22 protein-coding genes and 3 pseudogenes are annotated in these 24,517 nt (G+C 35.9%); 23 read left to right on the top strand and 2 right to left on the bottom strand.

Going from position 1 to position 24,517, the window contains the following annotated elements:
- Positions 1-163 precede the first annotated feature (163 nt).
- From A3IA_RS0102160 to A3IA_RS0102150, 3 genes are all read left to right on the top strand, one after another.
- The gene (locus tag A3IA_RS0102160) at positions 164-805 is read left to right on the top strand and encodes an amino acid ABC transporter permease (RefSeq protein ID WP_018379702.1); all 642 of its coding nucleotides are present in this window, start codon (positions 164-166) and stop codon (positions 803-805) included.
- Between the two features lie 162 nt (positions 806-967).
- Complete coding sequence (locus tag A3IA_RS0102155; protein ID WP_018379701.1) at positions 968-1,597, top strand: amino acid ABC transporter ATP-binding protein; 630 nt, start codon at positions 968-970, stop codon at positions 1,595-1,597.
- 15 nt (positions 1,598-1,612) lie between these two features.
- A complete protein-coding gene (locus tag A3IA_RS0102150) occupies positions 1,613-2,449 on the top strand; it encodes an amino acid ABC transporter substrate-binding protein (protein ID WP_018379700.1) in 837 nt (278 codons plus the stop codon).
- A 309-nt stretch (positions 2,450-2,758) separates the two neighbouring features.
- On the opposite strand, the gene A3IA_RS13360 is transcribed toward A3IA_RS0102150, so the two are convergent.
- Positions 2,759-3,427, bottom strand: a complete 669-nt coding sequence (locus A3IA_RS13360; RefSeq protein ID WP_018379699.1) for a hypothetical protein — start codon at positions 3,425-3,427, stop codon at positions 2,759-2,761.
- Positions 3,428-3,756: 329 nt separating this feature from the next.
- Here A3IA_RS13360 and guaC point away from each other — a divergent pair, with 329 nt between their 5' ends.
- From guaC to A3IA_RS0102115, 7 genes and pseudogenes are all read left to right on the top strand, one after another.
- Positions 3,757-4,740 carry a GMP reductase gene (gene guaC, locus A3IA_RS0102140; RefSeq protein ID WP_018379698.1) on the top strand — a complete coding sequence of 328 codons (984 nt, stop codon included), beginning with the start codon at positions 3,757-3,759 and terminating at the stop codon, positions 4,738-4,740.
- A 156-nt stretch (positions 4,741-4,896) separates the two neighbouring features.
- Complete coding sequence (locus tag A3IA_RS0102135; protein WP_018379697.1) at positions 4,897-5,478, top strand: xanthine phosphoribosyltransferase; 582 nt, start codon at positions 4,897-4,899, stop codon at positions 5,476-5,478.
- A 96-nt stretch (positions 5,479-5,574) separates the two neighbouring features.
- Positions 5,575-7,116, top strand: coding sequence for an ABC-F family ATP-binding cassette domain-containing protein (locus tag A3IA_RS0102130; RefSeq protein WP_018379696.1), 1,542 nt, complete (start codon positions 5,575-5,577; stop codon positions 7,114-7,116).
- Between the two features lie 713 nt (positions 7,117-7,829).
- Positions 7,830-8,732 (top strand): annotated as a pseudogene (locus tag A3IA_RS13745) (SH3 domain-containing protein); the annotation flags it as partial.
- 84 nt (positions 8,733-8,816) lie between these two features.
- Positions 8,817-10,223 (top strand): LD-carboxypeptidase LdcB/DacB, encoded by a 1,407-nt coding sequence (ldcB, locus tag A3IA_RS13740; RefSeq protein ID WP_483294758.1) that lies wholly within the window; start codon positions 8,817-8,819, stop codon positions 10,221-10,223.
- A 428-nt stretch (positions 10,224-10,651) separates the two neighbouring features.
- Entirely contained in the window at positions 10,652-11,359 is a 708-nt protein-coding gene (locus A3IA_RS0102120) for a CPBP family intramembrane glutamic endopeptidase (protein ID WP_018379694.1), read from the top strand.
- 20 nt (positions 11,360-11,379) lie between these two features.
- A complete protein-coding gene (locus A3IA_RS0102115; protein ID WP_018379693.1) occupies positions 11,380-11,778 on the top strand; it encodes a hypothetical protein in 399 nt (132 codons plus the stop codon).
- Positions 11,779-13,283: 1,505 nt separating this feature from the next.
- On the opposite strand, the gene A3IA_RS0102105 is transcribed toward A3IA_RS0102115, so the two are convergent.
- Positions 13,284-14,057, bottom strand: coding sequence for a DeoR/GlpR family DNA-binding transcription regulator (locus A3IA_RS0102105; RefSeq protein ID WP_018379691.1), 774 nt, complete (start codon positions 14,055-14,057; stop codon positions 13,284-13,286).
- A gap of 438 nt (positions 14,058-14,495) precedes the next feature.
- On the opposite strand from A3IA_RS0102105, the gene lacA reads away from it, so the two are divergent.
- The 13 genes and pseudogenes from lacA (at position 14,496) to A3IA_RS13540 (ending at position 24,510) form a co-directional block, all read left to right on the top strand.
- Complete coding sequence (lacA, locus tag A3IA_RS0102100; RefSeq protein WP_018379690.1) at positions 14,496-14,924, top strand: galactose-6-phosphate isomerase subunit LacA; 429 nt, start codon at positions 14,496-14,498, stop codon at positions 14,922-14,924.
- Between the two features lie 35 nt (positions 14,925-14,959).
- Positions 14,960-15,475: a galactose-6-phosphate isomerase subunit LacB gene (gene lacB, locus A3IA_RS0102095; protein WP_018379689.1), complete on the top strand. Its 516-nt coding sequence runs from the start codon at positions 14,960-14,962 to the stop codon at positions 15,473-15,475.
- A 47-nt stretch (positions 15,476-15,522) separates the two neighbouring features.
- Positions 15,523-16,452 (top strand): tagatose-6-phosphate kinase, encoded by a 930-nt coding sequence (locus tag A3IA_RS0102090; protein ID WP_018379688.1) that lies wholly within the window; start codon positions 15,523-15,525, stop codon positions 16,450-16,452.
- A gap of 3 nt (positions 16,453-16,455) precedes the next feature.
- The gene (lacD, locus tag A3IA_RS0102085; RefSeq protein WP_000156583.1) at positions 16,456-17,439 is read left to right on the top strand and encodes a tagatose-bisphosphate aldolase; all 984 of its coding nucleotides are present in this window, start codon (positions 16,456-16,458) and stop codon (positions 17,437-17,439) included.
- Between the two features lie 23 nt (positions 17,440-17,462).
- The gene (locus A3IA_RS0102080; RefSeq protein ID WP_001078303.1) at positions 17,463-17,780 is read left to right on the top strand and encodes a PTS lactose/cellobiose transporter subunit IIA; all 318 of its coding nucleotides are present in this window, start codon (positions 17,463-17,465) and stop codon (positions 17,778-17,780) included.
- A complete protein-coding gene (locus A3IA_RS0102075; RefSeq protein WP_001013687.1) occupies positions 17,780-19,477 on the top strand; it encodes a lactose-specific PTS transporter subunit EIIC in 1,698 nt (565 codons plus the stop codon). Before A3IA_RS0102080 ends, A3IA_RS0102075 begins: the two co-directional genes overlap by 1 nt.
- Before the next feature lie 72 nt (positions 19,478-19,549).
- A complete protein-coding gene (gene lacG, locus A3IA_RS0102070; RefSeq protein WP_000169292.1) occupies positions 19,550-20,956 on the top strand; it encodes a 6-phospho-beta-galactosidase in 1,407 nt (468 codons plus the stop codon).
- Between the two features lie 216 nt (positions 20,957-21,172).
- Positions 21,173-21,241 (top strand): annotated as a pseudogene (locus tag A3IA_RS12890) (DNA-binding protein); the annotation flags it as partial.
- 971 nt (positions 21,242-22,212) lie between these two features.
- Positions 22,213-22,569: pseudogene (locus A3IA_RS11690) on the top strand (replication initiator protein A); the annotation flags it as partial.
- 164 nt (positions 22,570-22,733) lie between these two features.
- Positions 22,734-22,916 (top strand): hypothetical protein, encoded by a 183-nt coding sequence (locus A3IA_RS11685; protein ID WP_416124056.1) that lies wholly within the window; start codon positions 22,734-22,736, stop codon positions 22,914-22,916.
- A gap of 394 nt (positions 22,917-23,310) precedes the next feature.
- Positions 23,311-23,502, top strand: a complete 192-nt coding sequence (locus A3IA_RS0102040) for a hypothetical protein (protein ID WP_018379684.1) — start codon at positions 23,311-23,313, stop codon at positions 23,500-23,502.
- Complete coding sequence (locus A3IA_RS0102035; protein ID WP_018379683.1) at positions 23,502-24,383, top strand: replication initiator protein A; 882 nt, start codon at positions 23,502-23,504, stop codon at positions 24,381-24,383. Before A3IA_RS0102040 ends, A3IA_RS0102035 begins: the two co-directional genes overlap by 1 nt.
- A 4-nt stretch (positions 24,384-24,387) precedes the next feature.
- Entirely contained in the window at positions 24,388-24,510 is a 123-nt protein-coding gene (locus tag A3IA_RS13540) for a hypothetical protein (RefSeq protein ID WP_280513101.1), read from the top strand.
- Positions 24,511-24,517 lie beyond the last annotated feature (7 nt).

The raw sequence follows: 24,517 nt of genomic DNA, 5'->3' as shown, positions 1-24,517 counted from the left end.
GGAGTGGTGTACAGAACTTTAAGTGATGCGAAAAGTTCTGTATCACTTCTTTTTGCATTTTTAAATAATTTTGATGAATTTTAAACAGATTTTCCAATATTTTCTTCTAAAATATCCAAAATTTTGATATAATATACGGAAATAATTTTTTTTGGAGTCACATATGACCTATTTATCAGAGGTATTACCTAGTTTGCTACAAGGCGCCATGGTTACCTTACAAGTATTTTTTATTGTTATTATTTTATCAATACCGATTGGAGCCGTACTTGCCTTCTTAATGCAAGTTAGGTTTAAACCATTAGAGTGGCTCATCACACTCTACATTTGGGTTATGCGCGGAACCCCTCTTTTGTTACAACTGATTTTCTTCTACTACGTGTTGCCAAGCGTCGGTGTGACGATGGATCGTATGCCAGCAGCTATTCTTGCTTTTACCCTTAATTACGCTGCTTACTTTGCAGAAATCTTCCGCGGAGGTATTGAAGCCATTCCTAAAGGGCAATACGAAGCTGCAAAGGTTCTAAAATTTAGCCAATTCCAAACGGTTCGCTACATTATCCTACCCCAAGTGTTTAAAGTCGTTTTACCGAGTGTCTTTAATGAAGTCATTAACCTCGTCAAAGATTCTTCTTTGGTCTATGTCCTAGGTGTCGGTGATTTGTTGCTTGCAAGTAAAACAGCTGCTAACCGTGATGCGACTCTGGCTCCCATGTTTATCGCCGGAGCTATCTACCTCATTTTAATTGGGGTGGTAACCATCATCTCTAAGCAAGTTGAGAAAAAATTCAACTATTATAAGTAACATGAGCATATTTCTAAATTAGAAAAAACTATTTTGAAATTGTACCGTTGCTATAATTCTTTGCTTATCACACTAGTTAATTGACGATGTCCTCAGTGACGTCATATAAGCATCAACGTTTGCATGATTCTAGACCTATGGTCGCATTAGAAAGGAAGCCTTATGTTAGAATTGAAAAATATTTCTAAAGCTTATGGCTCAAAAGTTATTTTTGAAAATTTCAACTTGACCATTTCTCAAGGACGTATTCTGGCTTTGGTAGGTCCATCAGGCGGAGGAAAAACAACACTCCTTCGTATGCTTGCCGGTTTGGAGAAAGTTGATTCAGGTCAGATTGTTTACAATGGTGAAGAAGTTGCCATTGATCACCTCGAAGAGCGAAATCTACTTGGTTTTGTATTTCAGGATTTCCAACTTTTCCCACACATGACTGTTTTGGAAAATTTAATATTATCACCGATGAAAACCATGGGTACCTCAAAAGAAGTCGCTACAGAAAAAGCGACTGACTTGTTAAATCGTTTAGGTTTGGGGGAACATGTTGAGGTGTATCCCCACTCCCTATCTGGCGGTCAAAAACAAAGGGTCGCCCTAGCACGTGCGATGATGATTGATCCACAGATTATTGGTTATGATGAACCAACATCTGCTTTGGATCCTGAACTCCGCAAAGAAGTGGAGAACTTGATTTTACAAAACCGCGAGACGGGAATTACCCAAATTGTGGTTACGCACGATATGGCCTTTGCTGAAAATATTGCAGATGATATTTTAAAGGTCAATCCCAAATAACAAAGGGGAAGATATATGATGAAAAAATTAGTTAGCATTTTAACGGTAGCTTTTGTGGCTATGTTTTTAGTTGCCTGTGGTTCAAATAAAGCTAAAGAAAATACCTCAAAAGATAATTGGAAAACCTATCAAAGTAAAAAAATAATTACAATCGGTTTTGATAATACATTTGTGCCGATGGGGTACGAAGATAAATCAGGCAAAAATGTCGGTTTTGATATTGATCTTGCCAATGCTGTGTTTAAAGAGTACGGTATCAAGGTGAAATGGCAAGCTATTAATTGGGACTTAAAAGAAACAGAACTCGAAAATGGCAATATTGATATGATTTGGAATGGTTATTCTATTACCAAGGAACGTCAGGAAAAAGTTGCTTTTACTAATCCTTACATGAAAAATGAACAAGTATTGGTTTCTAAAAAGTCTAAAAACATCACTGATTTTAAAGCTATGAAAGATAAGGTTTTGGGGGCACAATCTGGTTCATCTGGTTACGAAGCGTTTACTGCCAATCCAAAAGTCCTTAAAGATTTTGTCAAAGATGGCGATGCCAATCAGTACGAAACATTCACACAAGCTCTTATTGATTTGAAGAATGATCGTATAGATGGTCTTCTCATTGACCGTGTCTATGCCAACTACTACCTTAAAGAAGAAGGTAATATTGACCAGTATAATATTGTAACTGGTGATTTCAAAGGCGAGGACTTCGCAGTAGGAGCACGTAAAACTGATAAGACTTTGGTCAAGAAAGTTAACGGAGCCTTCAAAAAATTGTATAAAGATGGTAAATTCCAAGATATTTCAAATAAATGGTTCAGTGAAGATGTCGCAACAGACGCTATCAAATAAAGAAAAAAACGAGGCAGAACTTTAAACTGCCTCGTTTTTTTGTGATGTGATTTTTCGGTTCGTCTCTCTTTCGAAAGTGCGAGACAAAGAACCAACCGCTATCCTCCCTGTCAAGTAGACAAGGTAAATAATCAAACCCTACTTCAGAGATATCATATCACTATGCGGGTGCGCTGCATTAGTAGTGATACACTAAAAAATTCCAAACACAGTAAAAACAAGTATTCAAGTCCTTTAAAAAGCGAAAGGAGTATAAGAGTATCGCTTATCACAAGCGAATAGGATATTTAAAAGCCACATTATTTCTAGTTAATCATTAAACAACTCATTTGAAATGGATGCGCCTGAAGTGGTATCTGACCATCCCACCAAGGCCTGGCCGGATTCTTCAAGATAGGTCGCAAGTAGGGGTTGAAGGTCAATGACCTGAGAGAAGGTTCCACAGAAGTTTCCTTCTTGGTCATATAACCCTCGATAGTCTTGGATTAAAATTTGGTCAAAAGAACTTGAGGGGATGGTAACAGTCACTTGGTGATTGGCATTGCTTTTAATTTGATCCTGAATCCAATCTTCTAAATGCTCAGTTTCTTGAACGAAAGAAAAAAGGTTACCATCAAATCCCTCGTTGTCGTAAATTGGCTGACCATTTGCATCATAATAGACCAATTTTAGAGGGTATTTATCTGGATAGGTTATCAATTCTTGATAAAACCGTATTAGCTGCTGGCTTAATTGTAAAATAAATGAAGGATTATCCGAGTAATTCTTAGGAATGTCGAGTAAACTTTCAACTGTCGCTGAGTGAAGAAGGAGCTGATTGTTATTCTTAAAGGCGATATAATTGATGTGTTGATGGTCAACAGAGCTTCTCGTTGAAGTAATCTCGAAGAGATTGTTAAAAGAATATTGTAACCAATCGAGAAAGGCTTTATCATTTTGCTGAGACCAAAAGGCCTTTATTTTTACAGGATATAACATAGGTCTATTGTACTATTTACAAGGAAAGCCTGCAATTTTTGAGATTAAGGAAAAACTAACTCTAAGACCAAAGTTCGTAAAAACCGAACTTTATTTCATAAAATAAAGTAAAAATTGTAAAAAACGTGTATTTTTAGTAGTATATAAAAAGGAAGGGCAAGAAACTGCCCAGCGATGCTACGAATTCGTAGTTATAGGAAGGTCATTATAGTTTTTAAGCGTTGCAGGTTTGAGAGAATGTGTGGTTTTTGACGAAGAATGACCGAAAAATAAAAACTTTTCCTCATTTTCTTTGTCATGGCCTTCCTGCAATAGAAATGAGGATTTTTATGTTTAGTGATTTACCAGTTTTTGACTATGAAGATATTCAATTAGTGCCTAACAAATGTATCATCAATAGCCGTTCAGAAGCTGATACAACCGTAAAATTAGGTAACTATACTTTCAAAATGCCTGTTGTTCCTGCCAACATGCAGACAATTATTGATGAAGCAGTTGCTGAGCAATTGGCTAAAGGCGGCTACTTTTATATTATGCACCGCTTTGATGAAGAGGCTCGTAAACCATTTATCAAACGTATGCACGAGCAAGGTCTGATTGCTTCAATCTCAGTGGGTGTAAAAGAATACGAATACGATTTTGTAACGTCATTAAAGGATGATGTGCCAGAATTTATCACTATTGATATTGCTCACGGTCATGCAGACAGTGTTATCAAAATGATTAAACATATCAAAGCTGAACTTCCTGAAACTTTTGTTATCGCAGGTAACGTGGGAACACCAGAAGGGGTTCGTGAATTAGAAAATGCTGGTGCAGATGCTACTAAAGTTGGTATTGGTCCTGGTAAAGTATGTATCACTAAAGTGAAAACTGGCTTTGGTACTGGTGGCTGGCAATTGGCTGCTCTTCGTTGGTGCTCAAAAGCTGCCCGCAAACCAATTATCGCAGATGGTGGTGTGCGTACTCATGGTGACATCGCTAAATCAATCCGTTTTGGTGCTAGCATGGTTATGATTGGTTCACTCTTTGCTGGACACATTGAAAGTCCGGGTAAAACAGTGGAAGTTGATGGTGAAACCTTTAAAGAATACTATGGTTCAGCATCGGAATACCAAAAAGGTGAGCACAAAAACGTTGAAGGTAAGAAAATTCTCCTCCCAACAAAAGGACATCTTCAAGATACCTTGACAGAAATGGAGCAAGATTTACAATCATCAATCTCTTACGCAGGTGGTAAGGATGTCGAAAGCTTGAAATTTGTTGACTATGTCATCGTTAAAAACTCAATCTGGAACGGTGATTCTATCTAAGATTATTCGTAAAAGAGCGTTTCTAGGCGCTCTTTTTTCTAGGAAAATCCTTTAAAACGTGATAGGATAAACGTTATAATGATTACGATTTACTTGATTTGGCTAGGGATACTTGTCCCTTCACTCAGATTTGGGGATTAAAAAGAAGGAGTTATCATGCAACTATTGGAAGAACGGATTTTAAAAGATGGACAAATTTTGGGAGATAACATCCTTAAAGTTGATTCTTTTTTAACCCATCAAGTGGATTACAAATTAATGAAAGCTATCGGGCAAGTGTTTGCGGATGCCTATAAGGAAGCTAATATCACCAAAGTGGTGACTATTGAAGCATCAGGAATAGCTCCTGCAGTCTATGCGGCAGAAGCGCTTGATGTTCCCATGATTTTTGCTAAAAAACATAAAAATATTACCATGACAGAAGGCATCCTAACGACTGAAGTCTATTCATTTACCAAACAAGTAACTTCAACGGTATCTATCGCTGGGAAATTCTTAGAAAAAGACGACAAGGTCTTAATCGTTGATGATTTTCTTGCTAATGGACAAGCTGCCAAAGGATTGATTGAAATCATTGAACAAGCTGGTGCACAGGTTGAAGGTGTTGGCATTGTTATCGAGAAATCTTTCCAAGATGGTCGTCGGTTGCTTGAAGATATGAAAGTAAAGGTTACGTCATTAGCTCGTATCGCTAGATTTAAAGATGGAAAACCTGTATTTGCCAGAGCAGATGCGTAGTAGGCTAAAATAGCTAGATTTTTGTCTGGCTATTTTCTTTTTAGGCTCATTTACGTTATAATGGTAGAGATTGAATTGTCACTGTAAAGGATTATTATGAGTATTTTAGAAGTTAAAAATCTTAGTCACGGTTTTGGTGACCGTGCTATTTTTGAAAATGTATCGTTTCGTCTTTTAAAAGGCGAACATATCGGTCTTGTCGGAGCAAACGGTGAGGGGAAATCAACCTTCATGAGTATTGTGACAGGACATTTGCAGCCTGATGAAGGTAAGATTGAATGGTCTAAGTATGTCACAGCTGGTTATTTGGATCAGCATACTGTTCTTGAGGCAGGTCAATCTGTTCGCGATGTTTTACGCACGGCTTTTGATGATCTCTTTAAAACGGAAGCCCGTATCAACGACATTTATATGTCTATGGCTGATGAAGGTGCCGATGTTGATGCTCTTATGGAAGAAGTTGGCGAGTTGCAGGATCGTTTGGAATCGCGTGACTTCTATACCTTGGATGCTAAGATTGATGAAGTAGCACGTGCTTTAGGTGTCATGGATTTTGGTATGGATTCTGATGTGACAGAGCTTTCTGGTGGTCAACGTACTAAAATCCTCTTAGCAAAACTATTGCTTGAGAAACCAGACATTCTTCTACTTGATGAGCCGACTAACTATTTGGATGCGGAGCACATTGACTGGCTTAAGCGTTATCTGCAGAATTATGAAAATGCCTTTGTCCTTATTTCCCATGATATTCCATTTTTAAATGATGTGATTAATATCGTTTATCATGTTGAAAATCAAGATTTGGTTCGATATTCTGGTGATTATTATCAATTCCAAGACGTTTATGCGATGAAGAAGGCTCAAAAAGAGGCTGCTTATGAGCGTCAACAAAAGGAAATCGCTGACTTACAGGATTTTGTCCAACGAAACAAGGCGCGTGTTGCAACGCGTAATATGGCTATGTCTCGTCAGAAGAAGCTAGATAAGATGGACTTAATTGAGCTTGATAAGGAAAAACCAAAACCAGAATTTCATTTTAAGGAATCTCGTACTCCAAGCCGTTTTATCTTCCAAACTAAGGATTTGGTGATTGGTTATGATCGTCCCTTGACTAGAAAACCTTTGAACTTAACTTTTGAGCGTAATCAAAAGGTGGCTATCACAGGTGCCAATGGTATTGGAAAAACAACCCTTTTGAAGAGCCTTTTGGGCGAAATCAAGCCTCTTGAAGGAGTAGTAGAAACCGGTGATTTTCTAGAGATTGGTTACTTTGAGCAAGAAGTTGCTGGTGGTAATCGTCAAACACCACTGGAAGCGGTTTGGGATGCTTTTCCGGCTTTGAATCAAGCAGAAGTTCGTGCCGCCTTGGCAAAATGTGGCTTGACCTCGAAACATATCGAAAGTCAAATCCAAGTTCTTTCAGGTGGTGAACAGGCAAAGGTTCGTTTCTGTCTGCTAATGAACCGTGAAAATAATGTTTTAATCTTGGATGAACCAACCAATCATTTAGATGCTGATGCGAAAGCTGAACTTAGTCGGGCGCTCCAAGCCTATAAAGGTTCTATTCTTATGGTCTGTCACGAACCTGAATTTTATCAAGGTTGGACGGAAGTTTGGGATTTTAATGAAATGATTTAAAACATATGAGAAAGAGTGGGAAAGAACGCTAACAAAGACAAAAGGACCTCGTTCTCTGGTTTCTAGGCTTAGGCTAAAATAATCCAGCGGATTGATTATTTTTCCCACCGCCCGCCCAGTTAATGATATTATCTTTGGAGCTAAAAAGCTGATGAAGATGCTCATCACCCACCGCGTCAATTTGATTTTATAGTCTTTGGAATTAACTTTGATACATGTTCACTTTCGACTTGCCCTATTCATAAGTAATGAAAATCAAGTACTGTCCGCTTCTTTCGTTCCTTGTCTGAAAGGTAATTCATTTGACTATACTAGAATAAGTTGAAGGAGGCTGGGACAAAAAAAGTTCAACCCTAAATATAAAAAGCGAACAAAACTAGTTTTCTGCCCTTCAGAATTCTGTCTTGTTCGCTTTTTATGTCTAATGTCTCAATTTAAAGAATTGATGATACAGAATTTCAAAAATCAAAATCTTTTTGTTCCAGACTCTTTTTCTTTGCGTTTGGAAAAGTTAAATGACTGTTTAGGATTTGGAGAAAAAATGTTATAAAACCCTTTAGGATAAAGCAATACTTCTTTATTTTTATAAATATGAAGATGTTTCTATACAAAAATAATGTTTCATTTATGTTACAAAAATTATAAATTTATTTGACAAATGGTGATTTGAAGTTTATAATAAAGGTAAAGGATATAGAAATGAGGATGGGGTTATGAAGCAATCTTTTGTTACAAACGAAAAGCAACGGTTTTCTATTCGAAAATATTCCTTTGGTGCGGCATCAATTCTGCTTGGAATGAGCTTTGTTTGTGCTGGTCAGGTTTCAGCTGATGAAAATCTTGCACCGAGTTCTAGTGCGATTGATAACTATCATCTAATGAAAGACAATAGTAGTAATGAGACCATGACATCATCTCCTGAACTCGTTTCTTCTAATGCTATGAGTCAATCTCTTGTGAGTTCAGAGTCAGTGGCTAGTTCGGAGGTGGTTCCTTCTTCTCAAGTCATTTCTGAAATTTCATTGACGGCTACAAGTGAGATGGCTAACCAGACGGATGCACATTCGCAAGTTCTTTCAGAAAATACGGCTGAAAACAGTAACGTGGATCCAACTATGATGCCGAATTCTGCAAGTCAAGCAGCATCTGAAGTCATGACAGAAGAGATTGAAACACCAAGACTTCCAAAACAAGGTACTTATATCTATCCAGAACGTACTGATATTCGTAATGAAGCTAGGCTGTCTGCACCTGTCCAATTCTATGTTAAAAAGGGTGATAAAGTTTTCTATGACAATCTGGTAACGAAAGATGGCTATCATTGGTTGACTTATCTTTCATATAGTGGGGTTAGACGCTATGCGCCTCTTGGGAAGGTAATGAAAAATCTTCCCAAGACTGAGTCAAAAGATACCCAAGATGTCCCAAAAGATTCTCAAACACTTGCTAAAAGTGGCACTTACCGTTTTACAGAAGAAGTTGCGGTGAAAAATGCTCCTAATACTGCTGCAAAGACAGAATTTACTTTTAATAAGGGAGAATCAATCAATTATGATAAAACATTGATTGCTGATAACTTTCAGTGGCTGTCTTATGTGAGTTACAGCGGTACACGCCGTTATGTTGCCCTTTCAAAGGTTAAGGATGTGCCAGTCGAAACGCCAACAGATAATCAAAAACTTACTCCAATTGAAGAAGAGATGCCAAAAGAAGAAGTTAAGGTCATTTCTCAATCTGGAACCTATACTTTTACGAAAGATAGTGCCATCAAGAATAAACCTGAAGTGGCAGCGAAGACCGAATTCGTCTATCATCAAGGTGACAAGGTTAATTACGACCGCTATCTTGAAAATGATGGTCATCAATGGTTGTCATATATCAGCTATGGTGGCACACGTCGTTATGTTGATTTAGGTCAAATAAAACAAGCAAATAATAACGAAAAACCACAATCTGAAGAAGACGTAAAACCAACCAGCAGCCTCAAGCTTTATGGTCGCATGGCTATTAAGGATATTTCAAATGAAGGTTTTACAGTAACTATTTCAGAAGTCTCTTCACCAACTACTATTAAGGCTATTAAAGTGCCTGTCTGGTCAGAGCAAGGTGGTCAAGATGACTTGATATGGTATACTGCCCAAAAACAAGCTAATAATACCTATCAAGTAAAAGTAGCAAGCAAGGACCACAAGGAAAATACGGGTGACTACCATGTCCATCTCTATTATGACTATGGCGTTGGTCAATTAAAAGGTATCCTATCTACCAGGATCACCTTACCAGCTAAAACAGTGGTAAAGCCAGTAACCTCTAGCACTTCAAAACAAAAAGTGACTTTTAATGGTTCTTACTACAGTGTGGCTGGTAAATATGGTGATGTCTTAGTGGTTAATAAAAAATATCCACTATCTGCCCAATACAATCCAGGTGAAGATCCAACGGCTAAAGCAGCTTTTGTTAAACTTCGTGATGATATGATTGCCAAAGGTTACAATGTGGGCTACGGCTATAGTGGTTTTAGAAGTTACAATACTCAAGCTAGAGTGTATCAGTCTTATGTTAATCGTGATGGACAAGCTGCGGCAGATCGCTATTCAGCAAGACCAGGTTATAGTGAACACCAAACAGGGTTGGCTTATGACTTGACCGACAGGAGTGGTCGTCTTTTGGAAGATAAAGAGGCTAGTGCATGGGTTCAAAATCACGCCCATGAGTATGGATTTGTTGTGCGCTATCAACCGGGAAAAGAAGCTATTACAGGCTTTATGCAAGAAGCTTGGCACCTTCGTTATGTCGGTAAAGAGGCAAGAGAAATTTATGATTCTGGGTTATCACTTGAGGAGTATTATGGTTTCCAAGGTGGTGACTATGGTAGTGTTAAACCAAGCACTGGCACAAGTCAAATGAACTTACCATCACAAGGCACCTATACCTTCAGTAAACGCGCTTCTGTTAAAGCTCAACCAAAACTATCAAGTCCTGAGTTAGCTTATTATAGTGAAGGTTCTTCTGTTAATTATGATAAGGTTGTGAATGTAGACGGTCATTACTGGTTATCTTACATGAGCTTTAGTGGCTTAAGACGCTATGTTGCTATTGATTATTAAGCTGAACAGGAGTATCGTGTAGCAAAATATGACCCGCACCCCAAAAGTTAGACAAAAAATCTAACGATTGGGGTGTTTTTGTATGAAATTAACTATTGATAACCTATATTAGAATCATTCTTGCTATCTCTAGCTTAGTCCCAAAGTTTTTATCAAGCTCACAAAATCCCATTACCCCTTGCTGTGGAGTTACCAACTACAGAAAGTATAGAGCCATTTTTTTGAAATAAATTGGATTATCACGAGCTTTATTGATAACAATTTTGAAAGATTTTTAACAAAAAATACCGTTTAGGACGATTGAATGACTGTTTAGGAAACAGTGATCATTTAACGATATTTTTTTGCTATACTAATATCATGTTAAGGTCATGTCGTAATGACTTAACTGTAAACATTTAATGACATTCAGAAAAAGGAGTTTTAATATGTCTTTATTTAATCGTATTATTAAATTTATTGGTTTGGTTCTCCTAGTCATAGGGGTTAATGTGATGCCTATGATTTTGATTGGAAATCAAAGTAAGACGCCAATAATGTTGCAGTGGGTCTTTGGTCTTCTTTATTTAGTGCTTGCTTTTTTGATTATTCGCAAGGTTTGGAAAACTTATCTCAAAAAAGAAGATTATAAAATCACTGGTAGACCATTCACTTTGGAAGAGTTGGGGATTGCAGTGTTATTCTTCTTCGGGGCGCGTCTTGTTGCTGTTGTAGGAACTCTTTTGTTACAAAAATTAACTGGTAATGCTATGTCAGCTAATGATGCAGCTTTACAAGCCAGTGCTAGTGATTTGAAGAATATGTTTCCTCTTTATTTTGTGGCTTTTCAAGTCATGATTGGCTTTTTTGCGCCAGTCCTAGAAGAATTGACCTTTAGAGGATTTTTCAGTCGTTATTTCTTTAAAAAAGATAATAAATGGGCAAAATGGCTTGTTAGTTCCTTGATTTTTGCTTTAATGCATGCTTTTAAACCAATAGAATTAATTATGTATTTTGCATTAGGTAGTGTTTTCTTTTTTGCTTTTAGACGCGAAGAAAATATCCGCGATTCCATCGTTGTTCATATGATGAATAATGGTTTGATTGTTATTTTTTCAGTTTTTAATTATATCCTCTTGCTAATGGGAGTGATTTGAGTAAAGTTTAGGAGTTTATGATGCTAAGAGAAAAAGGGAAGCGAGCACTGATAATCTTGAGCCTCGCTATTGTGATAAATGCAATTTTGAGTTGTATTTTCAAGATGTCGCTAATAAGGTTTAGCTTTTTAACAATTGTCATTGCTTTTGCTTATTTGATAGTCTTTTTATATGGTTTAGGGTGCGATCGCCCCTTATTGAGTTGGCAAGATTCCTTTGCACGCTATAAGAAAGTGATGATTGTTAAAAGACGTGTGCTTTTCGCTTTTATAGGGTCTTTTTTATTCGTTATGGCTTTCGGATCAGAACCTTACAATGTTTACTTCTTTTTAAATGTATTTGCATTTAATTTCCTAATGCTTTTCTTGCTCTGTTTACTAAATGTTGACTTAAGTATTGATATGACTGATTCAAACTAGTTTTGTAGTCATTTATGGTTTTAGAAAATTAGAACGATGATTATTGGACATTGTGGTTAATATCCTAATGACGCAAGGTCTGGGGTATCTATTTGACATGAAACCGTTTGTTCAATTATTCATGTCGGGGTTTTTGCAACTTTATTGTTCTTTGCCTTTCTATTTTCGATGATAGTCATCCAAGACCAATGTTATAGTATTTTGGCAAGAGTATATAAACTACTAAAAGCATCAGAAGATGATTATTGCTTTATCTTTGATGTTTTTGTTGGAGATTTTTTAGTCAAGGCTTATTATTTTATAAATATCTAGTTATCTTTCTTTCAAGTTCTATTTTTTTATGACCTTAGTTAATCAGTGATAATGGGTCGCAAAAACATTAAAATAAGTCCTTAGAATTAAGTTTCTGAGGGCTTTTTACTAGTTTTGGGCTATAATAAAAGAAAAGAGCTTGTAAAGGTGCCGTATGTTTCACAAAGAAAAAACCGGCTATAATCGCAACCAATTTGGATTCTATGCCTTTGATCAGTTCTGATTCAATCTCTGCCAAGACAAGAGCAGGGCAGTTAGCATTACCTCTAGGAATGGTCAATAGAATCTGGTATGCTTCAGAGAAACTCCTCTGAGGGATAGTTTTGAATTGCCTGATTGAGCTTATCTATTAAGCTTTGATACATCTGATATCCAGCTAATACTCTTCGAAAATTAACAGCAGACCTTGTTGACTTGATTTGATGACCTTCAGTTCTGTCTGCTATCTGTGTCGCCTAGTCTGCTTTTGATTTTCATTGAGTATAAACAGAATCGGTCTTCGATAGAGGAAGTTCTAGTCATCAACCTGAGCAATTTTTCAGAGGTTCCCTTGATATGGTGATGAATACAAGCTGAGATAGTTTCGATGCCAATGATTTTACCGATTGCACTTATTTATGGGGATAAACGTTATATCAATAAGAAGGTCAAAGTAGCGTTGGGCTATGGTCTTCGATTGCTGTCACAACTCAGAGAAAAATATGTCAGAGTACTCGTGGCTTGACAATTATAAAATTAGTCTTCTGCGAAAGTCACTCGAAACATTTGTTTAAGTTTAGAATACTTTGGACTAGAAGAGTGACGTGTTCTAAATCTTATAGTCCTAAGTTTTAGAGAATAAACAATATTACTTGCTTATTTTTTATGCTTGCCATCAGCTAAGCGCAGAAGTTATTTGATGCTTTGCTTGTTGATAGAGTTCTTAGGACTATTGAAAAATTATAGTCTTTTGAACTAACTTTGCTACATCGTCCCTTTCGACTTGTCCTACTCAAGTACTGTCCGCATTTCAGTTCCTTGTCTGAAAGCTAATTCATTCGACCATAGTATGTCATAAAATAATACATGGTAAAGTTTGTGGTTTGTGGATAGTTAATTTTTTATGTTTGATATTATTATAGCTATACAAAAATAAAGACACTTCTCTGATTGCAGATTTAGAAGTGTCTTTATTTGTCTATTAGTATCATTTTTTACTTGTCAGCGATGACAATTTTGGAAAATTCCTTATATTTGTCAAGTACCTCTTTTGAGATTTTTTTATCTGTGACAATCAAATCCATCCGATTCAAATCATAGAAATTATAGAAATCATAACCATCAAACTTTGAACTATCAACTAGTAGTATTTTTTCAACAGAATTATCCAAAGCTATTTTTTGAATATCACCTTCAACATCGCTGTAAGTTGCAATAGAATTATTAAACACAGCATTAGCACTGACAAATGCTTTTGAAAATGATAAGGATTTCAAATTATTTACGGCTATAGAACCAACAAAAGCTCCAGTAATTTCTCGACATTCACCCCCAATTAAGATTAAGTCAACAGAACTGCTAGGATGTAAAATTAAAAATACTGGGAGACTGTTCGTGATAACCCTAATGTTTCGATTTTTTAACTCAACAGCTAAATGTTCTAGAGTTGTACCTGGACCAATAAAGACAGTTTCACCATCTTTTATTATTTTACTGGCTGCTCGAGCTACTTGTTTTTTTTCATTTGTTTGCAAAACTTTTTTCTCGGTATGCGTTTTTTCATGACCTTCTTCGGTTTCGTTTGAATGATTTAGAAATTGGGCACCACCATGTGTTCGAATCAGTAACCCATCATTTGCTAGTGTGTCCAGATCTCTTCTGGCAGTCATATCAGAAATATTCATTTCAGCTATAATATCTTTAACTTTAATAACACCGTCAACTTTTAAAATATCGAGAATTTTTTCATGACGTTCTTTCTTTTTCATCCTAACCTCCTATTTTTTTGTTTAAGAATAACTAGTATAGGTATAATAACATAATTTTAAACAAAAAATCAAACAAAAAATCATTATATTTTAAACAAAACATAATAAAAAATGTTTTATATGAAACATTTACTTGATAGTTTGAGCTAATTTGAGCTGGAATAAGCTGATATTTAAGCTACTTATAAAAAATATCACCTAAGATTTCTATTCTAATAAATAAACACACCGGAAACACATTAAAACAAACATAAAGAACATAGATTGTCTATTTTATATAAAAATAAACAAAAAAAGTGTTGACTTGTGTTTTGTTTAGGTGTATTATAAAGTCATAGAAATAATGAAAACGTTATTTCAAATGATTTTGCAAATCTTTTCTTAGATATCTACGTAGGTTTTCCACATTTACTAATTCTAAATCATAGGAGAAATAAAATGGCAATTATTATCGGTGCTGACCAAGCAGGCAAAGAACTCAAAGAAGTTATCAAAAAGTACCTTAAAGAAGGAAACTATGATGTCATTGATGTAAGCGAAAATGAAGAGCACGATTTCGTTAACACAACACTTGCAGTTGCTAAAGAAGTAAACAAGTCAGAAGATAACTTGGGTATTGTGATTGATGCATACGGTGTTGGTCCTTTCATGGTTGCTACTAAGATTAAAGGAATGGTAGCAGCTGAAGTTTCAGATGAGCGTTCAGCATATATGACAAGAGGACATAATAATGCTCGAATCATAACCCTTGGTTCTGAGATTAGCGCACCAGGAATTGCAAAGAATATTGTAAAAGGTTTTGTTGAAGGTGAATATGAAGGTGGACGTCATCAAGTCCGTGTTGATATGCTTAATAAAATGTCTTAATTGCTTAAAATAGGGTAAAACGAGGAGAACAAAAAATGAAAATTGCTGTAGGTTGTGACCATATTGTTACTTATGAAAAAATTGCTCTTGTTGACTATTTGAAAACACAAGGCCATGACATTATTGACTGTGGGACATACGATAATGTTCGTACTCACTACCCAATCTTTGGTAAAAAAGTTGGGGAAGCAGTAGCAAGTGGTGAAGCTGAGTTAGGTGTTGTTATTTGTGGTACAGGTGTTGGTATTACAAATGCGGTAAATAAAGTACCTGGAATTCGTTCAGCACTTGTAAGAGATATGACATCAGCCATCTATTCTAAAGAAGAATTAAATGCAAATGTTATTGGTTTTGGTGGAAAAATTATCGGTGGTTTATTGATGAATGATATTGTTGATGCTTTCATCGCCGCCGAATACAAACCAACTGAAGAAAATAAAGAATTGATTAAAAAAATCGATAGTTTACAACATGCTAGTCAAGAGCAAAGCAACCCACATTTCTTTGATGAATTTTTAGAGAAATGGGATCGCGGGGAATACCACGACTAATATTTGAAACTAAGTTATATTAAATAGATAAAAAGGAGCTATCTATTGTGATTTTAACCGTTACTTTAAATCCAGCTATTGATATCTCATACCCGTTGAATGAACTGAAATTTGATACGGTAAATCGCGTCGAAGATGTTACAAAAACACCAGGTGGCAAAGGCTTAAATGTTTCTCGAGTTCTAGATGAATTCGGTGAAACAGTTAAAGCTACTGGTTGTATCGGTGGTGAAAGTGGTGAGTTTATCATTAATCATCTGCCTGATTCGATTTCAAGTCAATTCTACAAAATTTCAGGTGATACTAGAAGTTGTATAGCAATTTTACATGAAGGTAATCAAACGGAAATTTTAGAAAAAGGGCCATTATTAAGTATTGATGAAATTGAAGGTTTTACCAATCATTACAAATATTTATTAGATGATGTCAATGTAGTAACCATGTCAGGTAGTCTTCCTGCGGGAATGCCAGATGATTACTATCAGAAATTGATTACTATTGCCAACCTTAATGGAAAGAAAACGGTTCTGGATTGTTCTGGAAATGCTCTAGAAGCAGTATTGAAAGGCGATAGTAAACCAACAGTTATCAAACCTAATCTTGAAGAACTTTCTCAACTTCTAGGTAAAGAAATGACAAATGATTTTGAATCCTTAAAAGAAGTCTTACAAGATGAACTATTTGAAGGAATTGAATGGATAATCGTTTCTCTTGGTGCTAATGGTGTATTTGCAAAACACAAGGATACGTTTTATAAAGTTGACATCCCTAAAATCGAAATTGTAAGCGCTGTAGGTTCTGGTGATTCTACAGTAGCAGGTATCGCTTCGGGTTTAGCGAATGATGAAGATGATCGAGCTTTATTAACAAAAGCAAATGTCTTAGGTATGTTAAATGCGCAAGAAAAAACAACTGGGCATGTTAACATGGAAAATTACGATAAGTTATATCAATCTATTAAAGTCAAAGAGGTATAAAAAATGACAATTACTTTAACTGAAAACAAACGTAAAAGCATGGAAAAACTAAGTGTAGATGGTGTTATTTCTGCCTTAGCCTTCGACCAACGTGGAGCTCTCAAACGTATGATGGCCCAACATCAAACAGAAGAACCAACAGTAGAACAAATTGAAGAGCTTAAAAGTTTAGTTTCTGAAGAACTTACACCATTTGCATCATCAATTTTACTTGATCCTGAATATGGCTTGCCAGCAAGTCGTGTTCGTTCAGAAGAAGCAGGCTTGTTGTTGGCATATGAAAAAACAGGATACGATGCAACAACAACTAGTCGCTTACCTGATTGTTTAGATGTTTGGTCTGCGAAACGTATTAAAGAAGCTGGTGCAGAAGCAGTTAAATTCCTTCTTTACTATGATGTTGATGGAGATAAAGATGTCAATGAGCAGAAAAAAGCTTACATTGAACGTATTGGTTCTGAATGCCAAGCAGAAGATATTCCATTCTACCTAGAAATTCTAACTTATGATGAGAAAATCTCTGACAATGCTAGTCCTGAGTTTGCAAAAGTTAAAGCTCATAAAGTTAACGAAGCAATGAAAGTATTCTCAGAAGAACGCTTTGGTGTTGACGTGTTGAAAGTTGAAGTTCCAGTAAACATGAAATTTGTAGAAGGCTTTGCAGAAGGTGAAGTTCTCTTTACAAAAGAAGAAGCAGCTCAAGCTTTCCGTGATCAAGAAGCTTCTACTGATTTACCATACATTTACTTGAGTGCAGGTGTTTCAGCCAAGTTGTTCCAAGATACTTTGGAATTTGCAGCAGAATCAGGCGCAAAATTTAATGGTGTATTGTGTGGACGTGCTACTTGGGCAGGATCTGTAAAAGTCTATATTGAAGAAGGACCTGAAGCAGCTCGTGAATGGCTGCGTACAGAAGGTTTCAAAAATATTGAGGAATTAAACAAAGTACTAGATAAAACTGCAAGTCCTTGGACTGAAAAAATTTAACATTATTTTCGGAGGAAACTACAATGAATAGAGAAGAAACTACTCTTTTAGGTTTTGAAATCGTAGCCTATGCTGGTGATGCCCGTTCTAAATTCCTAGAAGCTCTTAAAGCAGCGCAAGAAGGGAATTATGCTAAAGCAGAAGAATTAATCGCAGCAGGTAGTGAATGCTTGAACGATGCTCATAATGCTCAAACAAGTCTACTACAAAAAGAAGCTGCGGGAGAAGATTTGGCATATAGTGTTACTCTCATGCATGGTCAAGATCATTTAATGACTACCATTTTATTGCAAGATTTAATGAAACACATGATTGAACTTTATAAGAGAGGAGCAAAATAATGAATGGATTAATTGCTCAGATTGAGAAAGGGAAACCTTTCTTCGAGAAAATTTCTCGAAATATCTATCTTCGTGCTATTCGTGATGGTTTTATCGCTGGTATGCCAGTCATCTTGTTCTCAAGTATCTTTATTTTGATTGCCTATGTTCCAAACGCATGGGGCTTCCATTGGAGTAAAGATATTGAGAATCTTTTGATGACACCATACAATTACTCAATGGGTATTTTAGGTTTGTTTGTGGCTGGTACGACTGCGAAAGCATTAACTGATTCAATGAACCGCTCATTGCCTAGCACGAACCAAATCAACTTTATTTCAACCATGCTTGCTGCTATTGTAGGTTTTCTACTAATGGCCGCTAATCCAGCAAAAGACGGTGGTTTCTTAACTGGATTTATGGGAACAAAAGGTTTGTTGACAGCCTTCATCGCAGCATTTATTACCGTAAATGTCTATAAAGTCTGTGTGAAAAACAATGTCACTATTCGCATGCCTGAAGAGGTTCCACCTAATATTTCTCAAGTATTTAAGGACTTGATTCCATTTACGTTATCAGTTGTACTGCTTTATGTGATTGAATTGATTGTTCATACTACATTAGGCGTTAACGTTGCGGAATCGATTGGTAAACTTCTTGCACCATTGTTCCAAGCAGCAGATGGTTATGTTGGAATCACTATTATCTTCGGTGCATTTGCTTTCTTCTGGTTTGTTGGTATCCACGGTCCTTCTATTGTTGAACCAGCCATTGCAGCGATTACTTACGCAAATGCTGAAACCAACCTTCAATTACTTCAAGCTGGTGAACATGCGGACAAGATCTTGACTTCAGGGACTCAAATGTTCATCGTTACCATGGGTGGTACTGGTGCAACTCTCGTCGTTCCATTCATGTTCATGTGGTTAACAAAATCAAAACGTAACAAAGCCATTGGACGTGCATCTGTTGTTCCAACATTCTTCGGTGTTAACGAACCTATCTTATTCGGTGCTCCACTTGTTTTGAACCCAATTTTCTTTATTCCATTTATCTTGGCACCAATTGTCAATGTATGGATTTTCAAATTCTTTATTGACACACTTGGAATGAACAGTTTTACTGCAAACTTGCCTTGGACAACACCAGCACCATTAGGTCTTATTCTTGGGACAAACTTCCAAGTGCTAGCATTCATTTTGGCAACTTTGTTAATCGTTGTTGATGTCATTATCTATTACCCATTCTTGAAAGTATACGATGAGCAAATTCTTGCTGAAGAAGCAGCAGGTACGAATTCATCAGATGCGCTCAAAGAAAAAGTAGCAGCAAACTTTGATACTAAGAAAGCTGATGCTATTCTTGAAAAATCAGCAGCTAAAGAAACTAAAGAAATCACTGATCAAACTAATGTTCTCGTTCTTTGTGCCGGTGGTGGTACTAGTGGACTACTAGCAAATGCTTTGAATAAAGCAGCTAAAGAATATGGTGTACCTGTCACTGCAGCAGCAGGAAGTTATGGTGCTCACCGTGAGATTTTATCACAATATCAACTTGTTATCCTTGCACCTCAAGTAGCTTCTAACTATGAAGATATGAAAGTGGAAACTGATAAACTTGATATTAAATTAGCTAAAACAGAAGGGGCTCAATACATCAAATTGACTCGCGATGGTCAAGGTGCATTGGACTTCGTTAAAGAACAAATGGAAAAATAATATTTCGCAAGGGAAGGTTGGGGGGACTCAATCTTCCTTTATAGTGAAATGAAAATTTAGAAGAGGTATATCATGACTAAAACATTACCTAAAGATTTTATTTTTGGTGGTGCTACAGCTGCTTACCAAGCTGAAGGAGCTACCCACACAGATGGCAAAGGACCAGTAGCTTGGGATAAATACTTAGAAGACAACTATTGGTACACTGCTGAACCAGCAAGTGATTTTTATAATCGTTACCCTGTTGATTTGAAACTAAGTGAAGAATTTGGTGTCAACGGCATCCGTATCTCTATTGCCTGGTCTCGTATTTTTCCAACAGGAAAAGGAGAAGTTAATCCTAAAGGGGTAGAATATTACCACAATCTCTTTGCAGAGTGTCATAAGCGTCATGTTGAGCCTTTTGTTACACTTCACCATTTTGATACACCAGAAGCTCTCCACTCGGATGGTGATTTCCTCAATCGTGAGAACATTGAACATTTTGTAAATTATGCAGAATTCTGTTTTAAAGAATTCTCAGAAGTTAACTATTGGACAACATTTAACGAAATTGGGCCTATTGGTGATGGCCAATACTTGGTTGGTAAATTCCCTCCAGGTATTCAATATGATCTTGCTAAAGTTTTCCAATCACACCATAACATGATGGTTTCTCATGCTCGTGCCGTGAAACTCTTTAAAGACGGTGGCTATTCAGGTGAAATCGGTGTTGTCCATGCTCTTCCAACTAAGTATCCATTTGATGCTAACAATCCTGACGATGTTAGAGCGGCTGAACTTGAAGATATTATTCATAATAAATTTATTCTTGATGCAACTTATCTTGGTAAGTATTCAGATAAAACAATGGAAGGTGTTAACCATATCCTTGAGGTGAATGGTGGTGAACTTGATCTTCGTGAAGAAGATTTTGTAGCACTGGATGCTGCAAAAGATTTAAATGATTTCCTTGGTATTAACTACTATATGAGTGATTGGATGCAAGCTTTTGATGGTGAGACTGAAATTATTCATAATGGTAAAGGGGAAAAGGGAAGTTCTAAATATCAAATCAAAGGTGTTGGTCGCCGAGAAGCACCAGTTGATGTTCCAAAAACGGACTGGGACTGGATTATCTTCCCACAAGGTCTATATGATCAAATCATGCGTGTCAAAGCCGATTACCCTAACTACAAGAAAATTTATATCACAGAAAATGGTCTTGGTTACAAAGATGAGTTTGTAGATAATACAGTCTATGATGATGGTCGTATCGATTATGTAAAAAAACACTTAGAAGTTATTTGTGATGCCATTGCAGATGGTGCAAATGTTAAAGGATACTTCATGTGGTCATTAATGGATGTCTTCTCATGGTCAAATGGCTATGAAAAACGATACGGTCTCTTCTATGTGGACTTTGAAACACAAGAACGTTATCCGAAGAAGAGTGCGTATTGGTATAAGAAAGTAGCAGAAACTCAAGTAATAGAATAATTTTGCAAATACTTATTTTATACATCATGGTTAGCGGCTCTTTGTCAGCTGTAGTGGGTGACTTATAGCTAACATCTAGAGAGAACCAAAATGGGAGCCCACTGAAAAAGTAAGCTCTACGGTTTAAATAAAAGGAAAAAAGAGGAATCTAGCTCATACTTGGGGAGGTTCCTTTTTACTTTTGGCTTGTTAGAGCCATAATCCTCTTCATATCAGAAATTAGTCTTTATTAATTTGGAAGGATTTGAAGAGTTTTTTAGATCGAAGCAAAGAGCGGTAAAATAAAGAGAATCGTAGTATAATAGGCATTGTCAATTATTCTATTAAATACAATCTCGATTTTCTTTTAGTTGATAATATATTATGTATTATAGAAAAAGCAATTAATGCACTAAATAACTTCATTGAGAAAAATCAAATTTCTTTATCTGCTTTAAAGACTTGGTTCTGTAAGTATTTTCGACCATTAAATGATTGGATAGAAAAATACTACAGTCGCAGAAAAATGAATTTGAATTTATAAGAATTCCGAGATATAATCGGAATAAAAGACAGCTATCTTCCAAGGCATGTTAATGTTAATACCATCTCAAAATTGTTAAAAGATATTAAGAAACATCATTCTGATTTTGAGATAGTATGCACACGTGAAGAAAAGTAAGAAATTATTGGTATGAGATGGTTTGGTAAAATCAGACTAATTTGGTGACCCGATGAAATTTAGGCTGGTTTGAACCCATCAAACCCTTGATATGAAAGGAATTATAAACTCATGGCTACTATTCAATGGTTGGATGGAAGTCGAGATTTTTTTTCAGAAAATCGAGCTTAATTTTTTAGGAGAATTGACTGTTAAACCCTTGATTATAAGGGTTTTTCTTATTGATTATTGAAGCACCATCAATCGTGATAAAAATTGGATTTGAGCAAAAATAAGCAATGTTAATCAATTTTTTGGTGACTAATTTGGTGATTAAAAAAATGAACAATTAAAACATATCAGAGGACTAGACATAAAAATGGGTTGTATATTATGCGAGAACATTTCAATAAGTGTTCTCGTTTTTTTATTTTCAGAAGGAAAAACATGCAAAAGGAAGAACAGTCCTCACGACAAATTGTGGTGTGTCATCTTATGGCTATGATGAAATTGATATTGAAAAAATAAGTAGGATTGTTTCAGAACTGGAAGAATCTGGTTTAATCCAGTTTGATGAGTTGGGAAATGTTAGTCTGTTAGTGTTGGAGGGAAAATCATGAAACGCATTACTGCAAATCAGTATCAGACATCAGAGCGTTACTATAAGCTCCCAAAACTCTTGTTTGAGAGTGAGAGGTACAAGGACATGAAGTTAGAAGTTAAGGTTGCCTATGCAGTTTTAAAAGACCGATTGGAATTGTCACTGAGTAAAGGTTGGATTGATGAAGTACAACAGTCTTCTAGTAAAAAAGGACGGCTCGCAAACAAGATTTATCTTGGCGAGTTGGAGCATGAGATGCCTCTAGTATTAAATTCAGACGAGGCTAGTATTCAAAAAACACTAGGGAGGTGTCAAAATCAGCCGAGGCAGGTCTTAAATTCAGCCACTAGTGAGACTGAAGTTAGTGAGACGTAAGTGTCTAGAGTTTTGGGAAAAGTAAAAATCAAATATTTATTGTCTAAGAGAACGAGAAAATCGTTCTCTTTTTTCGTTGTCTAAAACCGATGAAAGGATACAAGATAATGTCAGATAATCTAGAAATCGTAATGGATATTGATACTTTAGAAATCTTTGAAGTGATTGATCTAGATAATGCTTCTGAAAGTGAAATTTTAATATCTAAGGATGTTACGAGAGAAATCAAGATATTTAATTCAGAGACTTATTTTGAGAGTCGTTTTCGTCAAACTTTGTTATTTAGAAGTCTTTTGAAATCTTGTTCTGACTATAGTAATCAACTATTTTATGATTCTTCTTAACGAAAAGGTGATTACTTGATTCATATTAGCGATTAAAAAATAATTGTTGAAATAAAAAACCTGGACTAAGCCAGGTGTAAGGAGAATAAGATGAATATTTTCATTAAGATTTTTACTAAAGTAACGACATATATTTTTTTAGGATATGCCCTAGTTATGATTAGATGGGTAGGTGGATTTTCAACTTTAGTATCCTTAATGTCTATCAGTTTATTCCTCACCCTTCTTGTTTACGGTTGTACAGTTATTGAATCATTTTTAAAGCAACGAAAAGACACCAATAGCTGATATTTACTCCATAGCATCTCCAATAGCATAGTTGACTAAAAAGAGATATTAGGAACGAAAAACTCTTAGTACGTTAATACTAATAAAAAAAGTGATTGAGGTATGTATGAATCAAAAAAATAAAAAATGCCGACTTAAACAACGTCAATCTAGAAATTTATTGATTGTGTCGCTTATGAAAGAGACTGGTTGGGAGCGAGAGAGGGTAGTTGATGCTCTTGAAGAACTTGAGACCTTTAATCTAGTAAAGTTTCCCAAAAAGGGAGGCATGTTACTTAAAACAGGAGAGGTAAGATAATGGCATACGGAAGAATTTCATTGGAACAAGCACTTAATAGTGATAATTTTTATCAGCTTCCAAAGGTCATTATTGGAACAAAATACTATCAAAGATTAAAAGCAGAGGCTAAATTACTATTCATGCTTTGCCGTGATCGTATGAGTGCTTCATTGGATTCAACACGAAAAGGAGATCTTCGCTTTGTAGATGATGATGGTGATATCTTTATTTATTACTCTATCGAAGATCTTTCTGAAGACCTAGGATGTGGTCGTGCTAAGGTCATTAAACTAAAAAAAGAACTTATCAAATACGGGTTAATTGATGAAGTGAGACAAGGTGTCATGAAAGGCAATCGGATTTATGTAAAGAATGTGATCACCGATATTCAACTTTTAAATATGGATTTTGATGAAGCACAACACTTGTTAAATCCAGTAGTATCAACTGAAGTTCCAAAATCGAACTTCAAGAAATTCGAAAATGAGACTTCAAGAAATTCGAAAATCGAACTTCAAGAAGTTCCAAAATCGAACGCAACTTATATTAAAGAGAGTGAGACTAAAAAGAGTAATACTAAAATAAATAATTTAGAGGACGACGAGGAGAGTATTGCTTCTCACGAAGAAAAAAATTCCCAAGATATCATTCGAAAAGTAGAACAAGTTACTCCGTATGATCAAGATTATATTTGGAACTTAGTCTATGAGAAATTGATATGCGAAAATTTCACTACCTCTTCAGCTGATTATGCCATGGTCTACTTTGAAAAGCGATACCGTTATGCTCTTGAACATATGAGATTTGCAAAATCGTCTGAAGCGATTGCCGAATATGTATTTAATGGTGTCTTAGCAGAATGGAATCAAACGGTCAGAAAAAATCAAGAGGTGATTTAGGTAAATGAATTATTTAAGACACAGGCTACTCTATCTCATCATCGGAAAAACGGTTAAGAAAGGATATCGTAAGTCAGCCTGGCAAGGTATCAGAATTGGGCGTTTATTATTAAGGATTTTGAAATAGGAGGTAA

Source organism: Streptococcus thoraltensis DSM 12221, assembly GCF_000380145.1.
Classification (GTDB): domain Bacteria; phylum Bacillota; class Bacilli; order Lactobacillales; family Streptococcaceae; genus Streptococcus; species Streptococcus thoraltensis.
This window is presented reverse-complemented; position numbering and strand designations above follow the sequence as displayed.